This is a genomic window from Gardnerella sp. DNF01199S, assembly GCF_049244155.1.
GTDB classification, from domain to species: domain Bacteria; phylum Actinomycetota; class Actinomycetes; order Actinomycetales; family Bifidobacteriaceae; genus Bifidobacterium; species Bifidobacterium piotii.
On sequence record NZ_CP058380.1, the window covers coordinates 1,154,565 to 1,171,112 of the forward strand.

The 16,548-nt window shown below is 40.8% G+C and carries 11 protein-coding genes, 1 tRNA gene and 1 pseudogene; 2 read left to right on the forward strand and 11 right to left on the reverse strand.

All coding sequences use genetic code 11. From position 1 onward, the window contains the following. Nucleotides 1-446: 446 nt before the first annotated feature. Nucleotides 447-776 (forward strand): annotated as a pseudogene (locus tag HXT45_RS04595) (transposase-like zinc-binding domain-containing protein); the annotation flags it as partial. Between the two features lie 117 nt (nucleotides 777-893). Here the strand turns inward: HXT45_RS04595 and HXT45_RS04600 are convergent. The 11 genes from HXT45_RS04600 to HXT45_RS04650 all read right to left on the reverse strand — a co-directional run bounded on the left by HXT45_RS04600 (nucleotide 894) and on the right by HXT45_RS04650 (nucleotide 15,347). Beyond that, nucleotides 894-3,224, reverse strand: coding sequence for an SHIRT domain-containing protein (locus HXT45_RS04600; RefSeq protein WP_421781428.1), 2,331 nt, complete (start codon nucleotides 3,222-3,224; stop codon nucleotides 894-896). Between the two features lie 108 nt (nucleotides 3,225-3,332). Then, nucleotides 3,333-3,406: transfer RNA gene (locus HXT45_RS04605), tRNA-Arg, on the reverse strand. Nucleotides 3,407-3,552: 146 nt separating this feature from the next. After that, complete coding sequence (locus HXT45_RS04610) at nucleotides 3,553-4,221, reverse strand: ATP-dependent Clp protease proteolytic subunit (RefSeq protein ID WP_016831437.1); 669 nt, start codon at nucleotides 4,219-4,221, stop codon at nucleotides 3,553-3,555. A gap of 5 nt (nucleotides 4,222-4,226) precedes the next feature. Beyond that, the gene (locus HXT45_RS04615) at nucleotides 4,227-4,838 is read right to left on the reverse strand and encodes an ATP-dependent Clp protease proteolytic subunit (protein WP_032813113.1); all 612 of its coding nucleotides are present in this window, start codon (nucleotides 4,836-4,838) and stop codon (nucleotides 4,227-4,229) included. A gap of 35 nt (nucleotides 4,839-4,873) precedes the next feature. Beyond that, a complete protein-coding gene (locus HXT45_RS04620; protein ID WP_421781430.1) occupies nucleotides 4,874-6,352 on the reverse strand; it encodes a chloride channel protein in 1,479 nt (492 codons plus the stop codon). A 195-nt stretch (nucleotides 6,353-6,547) separates the two neighbouring features. Continuing rightward, nucleotides 6,548-7,906, reverse strand: coding sequence for a trigger factor (gene tig, locus HXT45_RS04625; RefSeq protein ID WP_421781432.1), 1,359 nt, complete (start codon nucleotides 7,904-7,906; stop codon nucleotides 6,548-6,550). A gap of 51 nt (nucleotides 7,907-7,957) precedes the next feature. Then, on the reverse strand, nucleotides 7,958-9,331 hold the full coding sequence (locus tag HXT45_RS04630) for an HRDC domain-containing protein (protein ID WP_421781434.1): 1,374 nt from the start codon (nucleotides 9,329-9,331) through the stop codon (nucleotides 7,958-7,960). 180 nt (nucleotides 9,332-9,511) lie between these two features. Then, nucleotides 9,512-9,883, reverse strand: a complete 372-nt coding sequence (locus tag HXT45_RS04635) for a hypothetical protein (RefSeq protein ID WP_172540191.1) — start codon at nucleotides 9,881-9,883, stop codon at nucleotides 9,512-9,514. A 134-nt stretch (nucleotides 9,884-10,017) separates the two neighbouring features. Further along, nucleotides 10,018-10,899, reverse strand: a complete 882-nt coding sequence (gene pflA, locus HXT45_RS04640; RefSeq protein WP_020973667.1) for a pyruvate formate-lyase-activating protein — start codon at nucleotides 10,897-10,899, stop codon at nucleotides 10,018-10,020. Between the two features lie 110 nt (nucleotides 10,900-11,009). Beyond that, on the reverse strand, nucleotides 11,010-13,385 hold the full coding sequence (locus HXT45_RS04645; protein WP_421781436.1) for a formate acetyltransferase: 2,376 nt from the start codon (nucleotides 13,383-13,385) through the stop codon (nucleotides 11,010-11,012). Nucleotides 13,386-13,634: 249 nt separating this feature from the next. Continuing rightward, nucleotides 13,635-15,347: an NAD+ synthase gene (locus HXT45_RS04650; protein ID WP_421782309.1), complete on the reverse strand. Its 1,713-nt coding sequence runs from the start codon at nucleotides 15,345-15,347 to the stop codon at nucleotides 13,635-13,637. Between the two features lie 313 nt (nucleotides 15,348-15,660). Here HXT45_RS04650 and HXT45_RS04655 point away from each other — a divergent pair, with 313 nt between their 5' ends. Continuing rightward, a complete protein-coding gene (locus HXT45_RS04655) occupies nucleotides 15,661-16,509 on the forward strand; it encodes a MetQ/NlpA family ABC transporter substrate-binding protein (protein WP_346284396.1) in 849 nt (282 codons plus the stop codon). Nucleotides 16,510-16,548 lie beyond the last annotated feature (39 nt).

A 16,548-nucleotide genomic window follows, 5' to 3' on the forward strand; every position in this document is an offset into this window, starting at 1 on the left:
TCTACAATGATTACTAAATAATGGTAAATATACTCTTAATAAAAGTTTTAAGGAAGATTGTATTGAATATTTATTTATAATTATCTGAGCTTCAAACATATTACATGCATTTGAAGCTCAGATAATGCCTCGCCAATGCGAGAAAGACGATAGAACACGAAACACAGAAGGATCACACCCGCGCATGCGGGAAAGACTATCAAAAGCGATTATACATCAACAACATTGTTATTGTGGTTCTTGTACTGGTTATTCGGATTAGGGGTTATAGGCCAAAAAGTGTGTAAAAAATCATGCCTTAGACCTTGCAATACAAGCGTTTTGCGGTAATCGAATCTGTTTTACGCACATTCGCCACTCGGACAAAAAGTGTGTAAAAAATCAGCTCATAAGCCTTATGGCAGTAGGGCTCGTGGTATATCGAATGTGGGTTATTCTTCATTTGTATGAATAACCCACTATGCAATAACTGTCATCATAAAATGAGCAAGAATGGTCACACCAATGCTGGCACTACTAGATACCGTTGTACTAACTGTGGGGCTTCTAAAAGTAGGGCGTATGATAAACAATCAAACGATTTAACAGTTGGCTTAAATTGGCTTTTATCTAATAAGACTCAGGATAAGTATTCATACGATTTCTCAGCCCGTACCTTAAGACGTAAGAATAAGCTTTTATGGGACTTATGGCCACAAGTACCATTCGTGGATGAAGTTTATGATTACATTCATGTTGATGGTATTCATTTAGGACGTAACGCTGTAATACAAGTAATTATCAAAAAGCCAAGCTGACTAATTCTATTTCCAGAATATTCATCAGCTTAGCTTTACACACCTTTTGGCCTATAAACCCTCTATCAACAGATAGAGGCATTCAACTATTAAACATTAATCTTTTCGTTTACTTACTTGAAGCAGAACACCCATCGCAACTAATACACTTACCATCAACACTAAGCTACTAACGGTCGTTCCTGTCCGTGGTAAAGTGGTTTTGAGCTTCGACTGTGGCTGCGGATTCGACTGCGGCACTGTCTCTTGCTTCGGCTGTGACTCTTGTTTCAGCTGCGGCCGCGGATTTGATTTTGTTTTTTCTTTTACTGTTACTGTCGCTTGTTTTGTTGCAGTTGCTCCTTTGCTATCTGCTACTTTATATGTAATTTTATATGTACCGATTTTGTTATTGTCAAAACCACCTTTATCTACTATTTCTACTTTTTCTTTTAAGTCACCGTCTTCTTTATCTGTTGCACTTATTATTAAGTCTTTAAGGTTTAAAGTTTCTCCTACAGTTATTTCGGCGTCTTTTACTTGTAGATTTGGTGCTTCATTTAGGGTAGATAGAGGTTTTATGCTAGTGAATTTCCATGTTCCTGTGAATGTTAAATCTTTATCTTCTACTGTTTGCTCTTCAGTATCATATCCTATGAATGTCCATTTCCCTCCGTCTACCGATATTTCTTTTTGCGTTGGATCAGCTGGAGTTATTTTTTCGCCTTTTTTATATTTATTTTCATCTTTTGGCAGTAAGTTTGTAACTTCATCTGGTAATTTTTTGTCATCTTTTGAGTTGAAATTATAGTTTACTTTATGTTTTAAACCAGCATTAAAGTCTACGACTATTCTTGTTTTTTTGTCACTACTATCTAAAAGACCAACTGTAAATTCCTGATTTTCTTTTTCGTTATAGTATGGCTCTGTTAATTTTTTTGCTTTCAAAACATATTTACCTGGTTCTAAATAAAGAAGATTATTTGTTTCGTAATATCCAGCATCATTTATTGTGTTTTCAGTCATCATTTCTTCTATAGAATTAATAGTATCTTCTTTTTCATTCACACGAGCATGATTAGGTTTAATAGCAGATTTAACTAAAACCTCTTTATTATCTTCCACACGGTAAAGATCAAAACTATTATCTAAAGATGTTTTTTTATCTTCTTTAAATTGACGAACAACAATTTCTGTTGGTATGGCACGATAAGTGACATAATAATGTTTTGTAGTCAACATATTTCTATCTTTATCGTAACCATAAGTTAAATAATGATTGCCCTTTTCTTTCGTTGTGGCGTCATCTTTTTTAAATTCTTTTGTTTTTGGCTTATCTATATCATTATCACAGTAAATATATCCTGGAATTGTTTTTGCTTTTAACTGATCTAAAGTAGGTCTTTTTATTGAACTTTTTTCATCACCATCATATGACAATAAAGGAGTGGACAATCTAGCTTTGTAGACTGGATTATTTCCAAAGAAAGCTTTATCTGTTGTAACAATGTTAAGCATATCTTTTAAATCTAATTTTTTAAAAGCTTCATTAGAAAAAGAATTTTTATCTCTTTCACTTCTTTCTTTTAGAGGTGAAGATAATTTTTGGTTTGTTAATTTTCTATAACTACTGTCATCTATAAAGTGAAAATCTGCATCTACAGAAGTTACAAAAAATTTAAATATAGTATTTCCTTCTCCATATCTATCTACATAAAAAACTTGCGATAGTGCATCGTCTTGTTTAGTTACTTGATAACTAACTCTGATAAAGGCACGAGTTTGCTTTGGATTTACTTTAAATTTAGTTTCCTCTTTTAAATTTTCTCCAAGGACTTTTTTATTTACCGAAAGAGAAAATGGCGTTTCGGCATATTTACCTTCATTAAAAGAAATTTTATTGCCTTCTTCTAAGGTGTTAAAAGCATGATAAACTGCTCCAACTTGCGCTCTTGCAAGGCCTACATTTCTTTTTGGTAAAAATATAAAGTAATCAACTGTTCCATCTTGTGGATACCAATCTACAAATCTCCATCCTATTAATGTTAATTGTTTGGTATCTTTTCCTTTTGGGTTAAAGTCTTTTCCTTTTGGAGTGAAATAAATTTTTACTTTATCGTCTTTTTCTGCTTCAGCTTTTTGCAATTCTTCATTTGAAAAAACTTCTGGATAGAGATTTTCTGATGTTTTTTCAGTCATTAAATCATAATATCCATCATCATCTTTAGTTAAAGGATTAGTTTTGTTTGCAGAACCTGCGGTACGGCTACTTTCTGAGCCATTCCTTAAATCATTATCTGTACCCACCGTATCAGCGTGAACAAGTGTCGCTTGAGATAGAGCCATTCCAGAGGACAAAATTCCAACCACTACAACTGCCACCACAGCAGAAACGAAATGTTGTCCAAACTTACGCAAACTATAACGATTAACTTTCTCAGATTGCATAAGCTATGCCTCTTTTCTTCAATTAATTAATCAATCACTTTTGATAACAACCATTATAAAAAAAAACGCGTATAAAAAAAAACGCGGTGAAAATCACCGCGCCACCTGTGCGCCAGACAGGATTCGAACCTGCAACCTTCTGATCCGTAGTCAGATGCTCTAATCCGTTGGGCTACTGGCGCATGTTCTCCAAAAACTTGGAACTTTAACTTTCCGTTGTTTTTGGCAACTTGACTAATATACAACCATCTTTGCAAAAATACAAACCCTGGCGTGTCGCCACGCCAGGGTTTGAATCTAAAACATAAGAATCTAAAACATAAAATCCTTAAGCTCTATGCTCCAGAACCTCGTCTACCATACCATATTCTTTAGCTTGAGGAGCGGTAAGAATAGTGTCTACCTCAATATCTTTACGAATGCGCTCAACACTTTGGCCAGTGTGCTTTGCAAGAGTGGCCTCTAACCATTCGCGCAAACGCAACATTTCCTTAGCTTGAAGCTCTATCTCTGTAGCCTTGCCAAAATCTTGACCCATTGCAGGTTGATGAATAAGCACGCGAGCATTTGGCAAAATCATGCGCTTACCAGCAGCACCAGCAGCAAGTAAAATCGCAGCAGCCGAAGCAGCTTGACCCAAGCACACCGTTTGCACATCTGGCTTAATGTATTGCATGGTGTCGTAAATGGCCGTCATAGCCGTCATAGAACCGCCTGGAGAGTTAATGTACATCATTACATCTCTACTTGGATCCATGCTTTCTAGAACCAAAAGCTGAGCCATAATGTCGTCTGCAGAAGTGTCGTCAACCTGAACACCCATAAAAATAATGCGGTCTTCAAAAAGCTTAGTGTATGGATCTTGCGTTTTCATGCCGTATGGCGTTTGCTCACCAAATTGCGGCAAAACGTAACGATTCGTAAACACACCGCTGGTCTGACCAAAGCCGCCCAAACGCTTAGCGCGAGCAACAAACTTTGCTTCTTCACTTGCCATTAAAATCACTCCTCCCCACGCATAGAAGCTGGAGTGGTAACAATCTTATCTACAAAGCCATACTCCAAAGCCTGCTGAGCTGTAAACCAATGATCATACTCGTTGTCTCGGTAGATCTCTTCAACAGTATGACCAGTCTGCTGCGCAGTTAGCTCAGCGAGAGTTTTCTTCATATCCATAATAAGTTCAGCATTAATACGCACGTCTGTAGCAGTGCCACCAACACCGCCAGAAGGCTGATGCATTAGCACGCGAGCGTGAGACGTAATAAAACGCTTACCAGGCGTACCAGAGCTCAGCAAGAACTGACCCATAGAAGCGGCCATGCCAACAGCAATCGTAGCAACATCTGGCTCAATAAGCTGCATAGTGTCGTAAATAGCCATTCCAGCGGTAATAGAACCACCTGGCGAATTAATATAAAGCCAAATATCTTTCTTAGGATCTTGCGCAGCTAGCATAAGCATCTGAGCGCAAATAATATTGGCATTTTCATCCTTGACTTCAGAGCCAAGCCAAATAATACGATCTTTTAAGAGTTGATTAAAAATCGAATCCGTTGGATTTTGTGGCTCCCCTTCTTGCATAACGGGAGAAGCCGTAAACAGATCAGTCACCTTATCTCCTTACAAACATTTTGAATATATCTAGACTATCGTGTGCGCGTGACCGCAAAACAAGAATGCGAAGTAAAGTGCTCAACGCAATTAGACACGCAATTAGATACACAACTAGACACAATCACCGCAAATAGCATAAGACAAAGTAATGCAAAGGGTGCGTTTACTAATTCCGCAACTAAAAGCCACGCCATAATCGGAGCTTTTCTAGAAGACGCAAGTAAAGAAGCAGCACCAATAATAGCTACAGAAATCGCAGAAACTTGCGAAATATCAAAAACTTGCAAAAAATTAGATGTTGAAAAAATAGCGTATAAAATCACACCAAAACAAGCACCCGTTGAAATACTCGGTTGCAACACTCCTCCAGAAGCACCGTAGCGCAAAACAAGCACAGTCATAAGCATTTTCATTAGCGCAAGAAGCAACAAAATAGTAACAATATGCGAGCTTGCTGCCATATACGGGAAGCTAGATACAGAAAACGCAAGTTGAGAAAGCGACCTACCATTCCCCATAATATGCGGAAACCAACAAGCCGCAACACCAATAACTAAGCCAGCTACAGGCATAAAACACAGCATTTGCATGCCGCGCAAAGCATGAGTTCTACACCAAATAATACCCAAGCGAAAAACGTAACCAACTAAGCCGCACACTACACCAACAACAACAGTTAAAACGCAAATTTGCCAAGAAATCACGCAAGAAAATTGCGAAATATTGTAATATCTAGAATGATGCAATAAAAACTCAACAACAAACGCAGCAACATAATTCATAACAAGAGCAAAAGGCAAGCAACGCAAACGCTCCGAGCGCGCAATATTTTTAAGTGCATTAACTATTACAGAGCCATTTTCGCGATTTAGCCACGCATAAAAACCAAAACCTTGAGTTTTACTAAGCAAACCTAAAGAAAGCACGGTGCCAGCCAAAGGCGCGTGGTACACTGCAGCCAAGCCAGCACCTGCAGCAGACGCAACTAGTATACGCTGAGTTTTAACAGACACATTAAAAATACTGCTGCAACGCTGAGCAATCATTGCGGCCAATTCTCGCGGAGCTACTTCCCTGCCGATTGAAATTCCAGAACCAACAATGCCGATTTGCAATAAAACATGTGCAATAGTAGAAAAAATTGGCATTCTACTGCCACTAACGGCTTGCGGAATAGTAACGATTCGAGGAGGATTCTCCTTCTTTCGCAAAAAATACCAAGCCAGTGCAGCAATAGTCATAGCAATTGTGCCAGGTAGCACGTATCGATACCAAGGAAGCCCTAAAAATACAGTATTTTTAGCAGATTCAATTGAGCCAAAAGCAAGGTATTGTACAGCGTAAAAAATAAGCGTAAGAACTGTTGCTCCTAAGCCAACAAGAACGCCAAGAGCAACAGAGACTACAATAAAACGCGCTACTAGAATTGCAAAACTAAATAACTTGCAAGATTTGCCTAATTTGCCAAATCTGCAACAAGATTCATGCTTAGTTTTAGCACTACTATCCATAATGTCTCGCAATTCTTAAGATTTCTCTGTAACCTTGTAGTCCTGTAATTCTATAACCCTGTAATTATCGTAATTATTTAATTAGATATAGGTAAGACCCAGCTTAATTAAATATAAGTAAGACCCAGCAGAGTTATGCTCTACTAGGTCTTAAATAACAAGATTATTAGAAGATTCTAATTTAGAAGACTCTAACTACTTTTCAGCAGAAAGCTCATCGGCAACAGCTGCAGCAGCAGAAGCAGCCTTAACGCTTTCATCTTCTGGCTCTTCATCTTCCGACAAGAAAGCACTCAAATCAAGAGCTTCTCCGCCAGCAACAAACTTTACAGCACGCATACCAGCAAGCAAGCCCTTAGAGCGAGCAACTTCTTGAACAGCAGAACCAAGCTGACCATTGCGAACAATAGCGTTAATAAACTGGCTTGGATCCATTCCGTACTGTTGAGCAACAGAAACCAAGAAGTTGGTAACGTCTGCTTGAGAAACAGAAACATCGAGGCTTTCTGCCAAAGCGTCGAGAACCATTTGGTCACGAAGCTCCTTTTCTGCAGCCTTTTCAGCCTCTTCCTTTTGCTTCTTAGTGGCCTTTTCTGGGTCTGGAGTCATACCCTTAAGATGCTCGGCAACAGCCTTATCTTTAACACCCTTTGGCACAGGAATTTCAACTTCTTCCTGAATCTTAGCAATAAAGGCATCGCGAGCAAGAGTTGCCTGGCGACCTTCATTTGCTTGCTCCAAAGACTTACGAACGTCTTCCTTAAGTTCCTTCAAAGTGTCGAACTCAGATGCTTCCTTAGCAAACTCATCGTCAAGCTTTGGCAATTCTTGAGCCTTAACGGAGTTAACCTTTACCTTAACCTGAGCCTTCTTTCCTTGGTTCTTTCCAGCCTCAAGAGTGCCTTCAAAAGTGGTTTCTTCTCCAGCGGAAAGACCTTCCAAAGCCTCATCCAAACCATCAAGCATGGTGTTGGAACCAAGCTCGTAGCTTACGCCATTTTGAGAATCGGCAACTTCGTCGTTAATCTTAGCTTCCAAATCAATGTTAGCAAAATCACCCTTCTTAGCTGGGCGATCAACACCAACAAGAGTGCCAAAACGTGCGCGCAAAGCCTCAAGACGAGCCTCAACATCGCTGTCTTTAACTTCTGGCTTCTCTACTTCGATTTCTACACCCTTAAACTTGTTAAGCTTGAACTCTGGGCGACGCTCAACAGTTGCAACAAACTTAAGCTTAAGTTCGTCTTTAGCAGATTCTGGGACTTCCTGAACATCAAATTCTGGCTGATCCATTGGGCGAATCTTCTTTTCTTCCAAAGCCTTAGAATAAAGCTCTGGAACAGCAGAATTTACAGCTTCACCGGCAACAGCTCCGAAGCCAACTCGCTGATCTACAATCTTGCCTGGTACGTGTCCCTTACGGAAACCTGGCACGTTGATTTGCTTTGCGATCTCTTTACGAGCCTGATCCATAAATGGCTCAAAATCTTCGAGATCTGCGGTAATGGTGAGCTTAACCTTAGTTGGCTCAAGATTCCTGACGCTGATTTTCACGCTTGCGCTCCTGAAATTACGTTTTCTAGCTTCTGCCATATGGCACAACCGTTACATAATAGCGCGAGTTACGGACTCAGCAATTAAATCGCTTTGCCACGTTCTTGCACCCTGCTCTACAAGAAACTCCTTAACATCAATATGCTCAATATTATCTTGCCAACAAAGATTGCGAATAATTTGCGGTTTAATAATGATTTCCGTAGGCGTGTGCGTATCTTCTGCAATCTTGATTAAAGACTGCTTTACATTTTGTAAGCGCTCATATCTTTTGGGATGATGATCACGCCAATACTTCATAGATCGTGGAGCTGCTTGCGATTCTTGTGCGTCGCTAGAATCCGCAGAATCGCCAGAATCCGCGGAATCTTCAGAATCGCTAGAATCGCAGTAATTGCCATATTTACTACTTGAATCATCAAGTTTAGAAACAATAGCAACTTCCCCACTTTTAGCACGACTAATCGCGTCTTCTATAACGATTTTCCACACATTTGGCTTGATTTTGCGCTGAATAGGAGCATAACGTTCAAACATCTTGTCTTGCTCGCTGCCCGTGTGAATCCTAACGCGTTCGTTAAGAATGCGAATTGAGCGAAACTCCCTAGAATTACTTGGCTTTCGCTTGCCTGCTTCAATAATCGCAGCATCCGAAAGCAATAGAGTTGGCGCAATATCGTATTGACAAGCAAGCTCATCTCGCTTTTGCCAAAGCTCTTTTGCAATCATTAAGCCGATTTTATCGTGCATAAGAACGCTTATATGAGATATTCTAAGCCAAGGATTTGGGTGAGGAGCCTTCTTTTGAGCACCTTTACTTAATAAGTGTGCAAACTCTTGATTTGCCCATAAAAGCTTGCCTTGCTTTTTTAACTCGCCGCTCATTACTTCTTCTAATTCGATTAGCAATTCAACGTCTAAAGCCGCGTAATTTCGCCAATCTCTAGGAAGAGGTCTATATGACCAATCCGCTGCAGAATGTTCTTTTGCAAGAGTAAGCCCCAAATAATATTCAGTTACAGAGCTTAATCCAAATCGCTTTCTACCAAGCAATTTAGCTGCGATTTCTGTATCAAATAAAGCACGCGGACGCAAACCAATATCGAAAAATCCTGGCAAATCTTGCATAGAATCGTGAATAATCCAAGGCGCGTCCCCTACTGCCTGGTTAAATTCATGCCAATCAACGCCAAGTTTTCCTAGCGCTATTGGGTCCAGCAATCCAATTCCTGCACCTTTGCGTTTGAACTGAATCAGCCAATCTTCGTGACCATATCTAAAACCAGATGCGCGCTCTGCGTCTGCAGCCAAAGGACCCGACCCTGCTGCTAACAAATTACAATATTCTTTATATGATTCAAGCGTATCAATGACTTCTGGAACTCCTTCTCTAGGCTCTTTTAAGAGCTTTGGTTCCTTATTCAAGAACGCCTCCCGATTGTACGCTTTAGCCAAATTCTTACGCTTTTTGCAAAATATTATGTACTTTTTGCAAAATATCCGTAAAAAATATTTAAGCCGTGTTATAGATTATGCATCTTTTAACACGGCTTCAACTTTCGCACACAACTACGACTAATCAAAAATAAATAATCAAATAAATAATCAATCTGCTTTATTGTTTGCTATTTCGCGATTTATGCGCTTAACAAGCCTAGTTTTAAGGAATCTAGTAAGAGTAAATGCGACTGCCGAAACTAAAACTGTTGGGATAACATAGAGAGCATGTATGCCTAAATCGCTTATTGGGAAAGTGGCAAGTTCTGTAGCGATAGTTATAGCAATAGATATTATCGGCACTTCAATAAGAGGTTTCTTATCGAAAGCCGCAACGATATTTATCGGCAACAAAATTATTGGCAAAACAATTAAAATAATAATCGCTGTGCCAAAGCCAAACTGATCGTTACACCGTGCAAAAATAGCTAACGCTAATGCAAAAGCTAATGCAATCCAACAACCTATTCTGCGCTTCATTGCGTATCCTTTCTCTAAAAAGGGTATTTGTATAATTATACAAAATCCTTTAAAAAAAAAACAATACTATACGCAAAGATTGCCTAAATTACAGTTACATTTTTGACGCAGTCTAAATGCAGCCTAAATGCAGTCTAGTACACAACAAAACCGTGGTCTTTGAACTGGTTTACAACTCGCTCTTTAAGCGCCTTAGAAGGTCCTTTTTGATTCTCAAGAGGGTACGGAATCCTAAGCTCATGCCACTTTGGGCGACCTAGTTGATGGAATCCAAGCACGTCAATATGCTCAACAGCATCCCCAAACGAATCGCAAATCTCAGCAACTTTTTCAACATTTTCTTCACTGTCTGTAAGACCTGGAACAAGCACAAAACGCACCCAAATCTTCTTACCAGCTTTCGCCAATCGCTGACCAAAGTCAATAGTTGGCTGAAGCAAGCCGCCAGTTACTTTTTTATACGTTTCTTCAATACCAGATTTAACATCTAGCAAGCAAAGATCAATGTCGTCAATCATTTCGTCTGTATAATTGCGATTCAAAAAGCCAGAAGTATCTAAGCAAGTATGCACGCCCATCTCTTTTGCTGCACGAAAGACTCTAGATACAAAAGCTGGTTGCATCATAGACTCTCCGCCAGAAAACGTGATTCCGCCGCCTGTTGCCTTAAAAAGACTTTGATAACGGTCTACTTTTTTAATCATTGCATCTAAGTAGACTGGCTTGCCGTCACGCATTTTCCAAGTATCAGGATTTTGGCAATATTGGCAACGAAGTGGGCAGCCACTCATAAACACCGTCATACGAGTGCCAGGGCCATCAACAGAAGTGTTAATATCCCACGAATGCACAAATCCAATATCGCCAGTTTTAAGAGCAACTAAGCGGTCTTTTCTGTCTAATCCAATTGGAGATTCAAAACCAGAAAGACCACCCATTAAAGTTTGTCGGGCATACTCTTTTGACTCCTTTAACATGTGCTGAGTCGTAGTGCGAAATGCTGTGTTTTCAGCCATCTATATGCCCCCTATAACCGTCTTTGGTATATCTATTAAGTCTATTTTATTTGAAAAGCCGCCAGGAGCAAAACCTGCTCACTCCCGGCGGCATTCGCAATCAATCAGAATCAGTCAGTAACTGAACCCTGGTGGAATGTACGAGAAATAACGTCGAGCTGCTGCTCCTTAGTGAGCTTTACAAAGTTCACTGCGTAGCCAGAAACACGAACCGTAAGGTGTGGGTACTTTTCTGGATGCTCAACAGCGTCTTCAAGCTGTTCCTTACGCAAAACGTTGATGTTTGCGTGGTACAAGCCGTGGCCGTTGCCAGCGTCCAAAATACCAACAAGGTTGCTAATGCGCTCGCCTTCATCTCTACCCAAACCATCTGGAGTAATGGTGTTAGTCAAAGAGATACCATCGAGAGCATCGTCATAGTCAATCTTGCCAACAGAGAACATGGATGGAAGCATACCGTGCGAATCCATACCATTTTCTGGGTTTGCACCTGGAGCGTAAGGAGTGCCCTTCTTGTGGCCAGATGGGAAGGAACCAGTGTTCTTGCCGTACTCAACATTAGAAGTAATAGTCAAGATGGACTGAGTTGGAACAGCATTACGGTATACAGGCAAACGCTTTACCTGACCCATAACAGTGCTTACAACCCACTTTGCCAAGTCATCAGCACGATCATCATCGTTACCGTAGATTGGGAACTCGCCAACCGTCTTGTAACCAACGATTAAGTCGTCGTCTGCGCCTTCGATGTACTCGTACTCGTGGCCTTCAGTAGTCTTAGCATCCTTGTTGTAGATTGGGTAAACCTTTGCATACTTTAGAGCAGCCAAGGAATCTGCAGCAATAGACAAGCCAGACATACCGCAACCGAGTGTACGATAGACTTCCCTATCGTGCAAAGCCATCTCAATGGACTCGTATGCGTACTTATCGTGCATGTAGTGGATTATGTTCAAAGCCTCAATGTAGGTTTCGGAAAGCCATTCCAAAGCCTTCTCGTAGTTGGCCTTAACCTTCTCGTAGTCAAGAGTTCCATCAGCTTCTGGCTTGATTGGGTCAATAACGCCCTTATCAATAACCTGCATGCCAGTCATCTCATCGCGGCCACCGTTAATCGCGTAGAGCAAAGCCTTTGCGGAGTTAACGCGTGCAGCGAAGAACTGCATTTGCTTACCAACGCGCATTGGGGAAACGCAGCAAGCAATAGCAGCGTCATCGCCCCAGTGCTCACGAATATCTTTATCGGACTCGTACTGAATTGCAGAAGTGTCGATAGAGATTCGTGCGCAGAAACGCTTGTAGGCTTCTGGAAGCTTTGGATCCCAGAAAATAGTGATGTTTGGCTCTGGACCTGGCCCAAGATGCTCAAGAGTCAAAGTGTTGAGCAAACGGAACGAAGTCTTAGTAACAAAGGTGCGACCATCATCGCTGAAGCCTGCATCGGACCAAGTTGCCCAGTATGGATCTCCAGAGAAGATTGCGTCGTAATCCTTAGTGCGCAAGAAGCGTACAATACGAAGCTTCATAACCAATGCATCAATGATTTCCTGAGCATCGGTTTCGTTGATTAATCCAGCCTTCAAATCGCGCTCAAAGTAGCAATCGAAGAATGCGGAAACACGGCCGAAGCTCATTGCAGCGTCATCCTGGCTCTTAACAGAAGCAAGATAGCCCATGTAAGTCCACTGAACAGCTTCCTTAGCGGTTTGAGCTGGGCGGCTCAAATCCAAGCCATACTCATTACCCAAGTTAATAAGCTGCTTCAAAGCCTTGATTTGCTCATCGTGCTCTTCGCGGAAGCGAATCCAATGCTCAATCTCGGTCTCAGTAAAGTCGTTGCGGTATGGAATAGAATCCTTATCTCGCTTCTTGAACTCAATAAGCATGTTTACGCCGTAAAGAGCCACGCGACGATAATCACCAATAATACGGCCACGGCCATAAGCGTCTGGCAAACCAGTCAAAATCTTGTTGTGGCGAGCAATCTTAATATTCTTGGTGTAAACACCAAACACGCCATCGTTATGAGTCTTGCGATAAACGGTGAAAATCTTCTTGATTTCTGGATCTACTTCCTTGCCAGCTTCCTTAATGGCCTGCTCAACCATTCGCCAACCGCCGTTTGGCATCATAGCGCGCTTGCAAGGTTCGTCGGTTTGAAGACCTACGATTACGTTATCTACTTCTGGGCTTTCAATGTAGCCTGCTGGCATTGCGTCAATTCCTGCTGGAATATGTGTTTCAACGTCGTATACGCGGCGCTCACGCTCGACAGCCAAGTAGTTGTCGTCGAGGTACTTCCACATATGCTTCGTTTTTTCGGTAGCGTCTGCCAAGAACGTCTCATCACCCTCGTATGGGGTGTAATTCTTTAGGATAAAGTCACGAACGTCAATATCTTTTTCCCAATTGCCGCTTGTAAAACCATCCCACGCTTTTGCACGAAGATCCTCTTCGCTGAGAACGGATGCATCCACTGATGCCATATTTGACTCCTTTCGTATCCACGACGCTTCTTCACGTCGCCTTCTCTACTATGTTAGAGCAATGTTTAAACAGTACACGTCGATTTTTGACATTTTTAACGTGAGTTACCTCACATTTTACTGTTTTTTAGCTTATTTTTAATAAAAATGCTAGTTTGAATCCTCAAACTAGCACATATACAACGCGTAGCGAACGGGCGGTTGCTTGCGACTTTTCCCAAGCTTCACCAATCCGTTCCCAGCCTCCGCCTATTCCCTAAACGCCGTTGTTACTGGAATTCGCCTATCTCTGCCAAACGCAATCGCACTAACTTTTGGCCCTAACGGATACTGCCTACGCTTCCATTCTGCGCGGTCTACAAGCCGAATAACTGTATCAACTGTGCGCTCATCAAAACCGTCTGCAAGCAAATCCGCCCTGCCGTGAGCAAGCTCGATATGAGCCTCTAACACTTTGTCTAGCAAATCGTATTCTGGCAAAGAATCCGAGTCCTTTTGCCCTGGCCTAAGCTCGGCACTTGGAGGCTTAACAATAGAGTTTACAGGTATAAGAATGCCATCTTTTGGAGCATTTTCTTTAGGATTATTTTCTTTAGAAAAATCTTCACTGCCAGCAATAGGCAACATTCCAAGACCTACGCCATTTTTAGCAGCGCGATTACGCCATCTAGAAAGCGCCCAAACGCGAGTCTTAAACAAATCTTTAATAGGAGCATACCCACCTACCGCATCTCCATAAATCGTAGAATAACCACATGCAAGCTCCGACTTATTGCCAGTAGCTAAAGCCAGCAAACCTTTTGAATTAGAGTACGCCATAACAATCACGCCTCTAACTCGCGCTTGCAAATTTTCTGCAGCAACACCTTGCAAATCAAGCTGATTTTGGAATGACTTAAAAAGCGGCTCAATAGGCTGAATATCGTAATGTGCTCCAAGGCGCTTAGCTAAATCGCAAGCATCGTCTTTAGAACCAAGCGAAGAATACATGCTTGGCATTGAAATTCCCCAAACGTTTTGCCCTCCGCAAGCATCCGCCGCCATAGTTGCAACTAGCGCAGAGTCGATTCCGCCAGAAAGTCCTAAGCAAACTCCCTTAAAGCCATTTTTACGCATGTAATCTCTAAGTCCTAAAACGCATGCGCAATAAACTTCTTCGTCTGGGTCTAATTTTTGAGCAATCGTCGAGCACTTTTGCACATCTAAATCTGTATTAAAATCAACAAAACTTAAGTCTTGATCAAACATCTTAGAACGCTCAATCAAAGACCCGTCTGCATTTACTACAAAGCTGCCGCCATCAAAAACAAGATCGTCTTGAGCACCAACTTGATTTACATAAACAAGCGGAGCATCAACCTCTTTTGCACGCTTTTGAGCCAGTTTTAATCGAATATCCGTTTTGCCTTCTTCGTATGGAGAACCGTTGATTGTTACTAGAACATCAATACCCTCTTTAGAAAGACGCGCAACTGGGCCGCCATCTTGCCAAATATCTTCGCAAATCGCAAATCCTAATTTTGCGCCTTTAACGTTTAGAATTCCGCAATCGTTTCCAGAAGAGAAAATTCTAAATTCGTCAAAAACGCCATAATTTGGCAAAAAATGTTTGTCGTAAACAAGTGCCACTTTTCCGTTGTTAATAACAAGCAAGCGATTTCTTGGCTTACCTAACTCATCGTCTACACCAACCGTTCCAACAACAACGTGTAAATCACCTAATCCGCTATCTTTTAAGCTTTTTGCAAGACTATAAGCAGCGTCACTAGCTGCTTTTCTAAATGTTGCACGCAAAGCAAGGTCTTCGATTGGATACCCAGTTAGTGTCATTTCTGGAAACACAACAATATCGGCGTTACCACTACTTGCGTCTTTGCAAAATCGCAATATTTCATCCGTATTTTTGCTTATATTTCCAACGCAAGTGTCAATTTGAGCTAAAGCTAAACGCAAAGAAGTCATGTTTTTATTATAAGCCATGTTGCATAAGCCGCATTGCATAAGTCATATTGCAATAAAAACGTTTTAGCTTTGCAAATAGAACAATCGCAAAACGCCAATCGTAAAAAACAAGCAAAAAACAAAAAATCAAGTCCTAAATGCAAAAAATAATTGTTGATTATCTTATTGATTTTATTAGTATTACTAACTCGTCATAAATTATACAAATAGAAAATAGGTAGCGAAGAGGCTGCAAAATCGCATATATTGATATTCCGTTGCTAAGAAACAAAATAATCAACGAACAAAAACATTAAAAGACAAGGGGAAAAACATGAAAATCACAAAGAAGAACACAAAGATTATTGCAGCTTTTACAGCACTAACTGCGATTTTGGGTCTTTCGCTAAGCGCATGCGGATCTTCTGCAAATGGAGCAACTAAAGACGATAAGGTGATTAAGGTTGCAGCTTCCCCAACTCCTCACAGCGATATTTTGAATAAAGTAGTTAAGCCGATTTTGCAAAAGCAAGGCTATAAGTTGGTTGTTAAGGAATTTACTGATTACGTTCAGCCAAATACTGCTGTAGAAGAAGGCGAAGCAGACGCAAACTACCATCAGCATTTGCCATACTTAGATAACTTTAATAAAGAAAGAGGAACGCATATTATTTCTATTGCTGGAATCCACTTTGAGCCATTTGGACTTTACCCAGGAAAGACTAAAACAATTAAGGACTTAAAAGATGACGCAACAGTTGCTGTTCCTAGCGATCCAACCAACGAAGCTCGCGCACTTCTTCTTTTGCAAGACGCAGGTCTTCTTAAGCTAAAGAATCCAAAGGATGTTAACTCAACCAAGAAGGATATTGTTTCTAATCCAAAGAATCTAAAGTTTAAGGAAATAGACGCCTCTTTGGTTCCAACAGTCGTTAAAGACGTTGATTTAGCTGCTCTAAACGGAAACTACGCTATTCAAGCTGGATTTAACCCAACTAAAGATCCTCTCACAAGCGAAAAAGTTGGAGGCGTAGCCGCTAAGACATACGAAAACATTATTGCTGTTAAGAAGGGCTCCGAAAAACTTGCTAAAATCAAGGCTCTTGTAAAAGCGTTAAAAACAGATGAAGTTCGTGATTTTATAAAGAAAAACTACAACGGCGCTGTTCTTCCAGTGTTTTAACGTGACTACAGCGTTTAATCGCAAATAAAAAAAAAAGAG

Excerpts from the sequence above, each read along its gene's own strand:
- HXT45_RS04610 (WP_016831437.1), bottom strand. The coding sequence starts at position 4,221 with ATGGCAAGTGAAGAAGCAAAGTTTGTTGCTCGCGCTAAGCGTTTGGGC.
- HXT45_RS04600 (WP_421781428.1), bottom strand. The coding sequence starts at position 3,224 with ATGCAATCTGAGAAAGTTAATCGTTATAGTTTGCGTAAGTTTGGACAA.
- pflA (WP_020973667.1), bottom strand. The coding sequence starts at position 10,899 with ATGGCTGAAAACACAGCATTTCGCACTACGACTCAGCACATGTTAAAG.
- HXT45_RS04650 (WP_421782309.1), bottom strand. The coding sequence starts at position 15,347 with ATGACTTCTTTGCGTTTAGCTTTAGCTCAAATTGACACTTGCGTTGGA.
- HXT45_RS04645 (WP_421781436.1), bottom strand. The coding sequence starts at position 13,385 with ATGGCATCAGTGGATGCATCCGTTCTCAGCGAAGAGGATCTTCGTGCA.
- HXT45_RS04635 (WP_172540191.1), bottom strand. The coding sequence starts at position 9,883 with ATGAAGCGCAGAATAGGTTGTTGGATTGCATTAGCTTTTGCATTAGCG.
- HXT45_RS04620 (WP_421781430.1), bottom strand. The coding sequence starts at position 6,352 with ATGGATAGTAGTGCTAAAACTAAGCATGAATCTTGTTGCAGATTTGGC.
- HXT45_RS04655 (WP_346284396.1), top strand. The coding sequence starts at position 15,661 with ATGAAAATCACAAAGAAGAACACAAAGATTATTGCAGCTTTTACAGCA.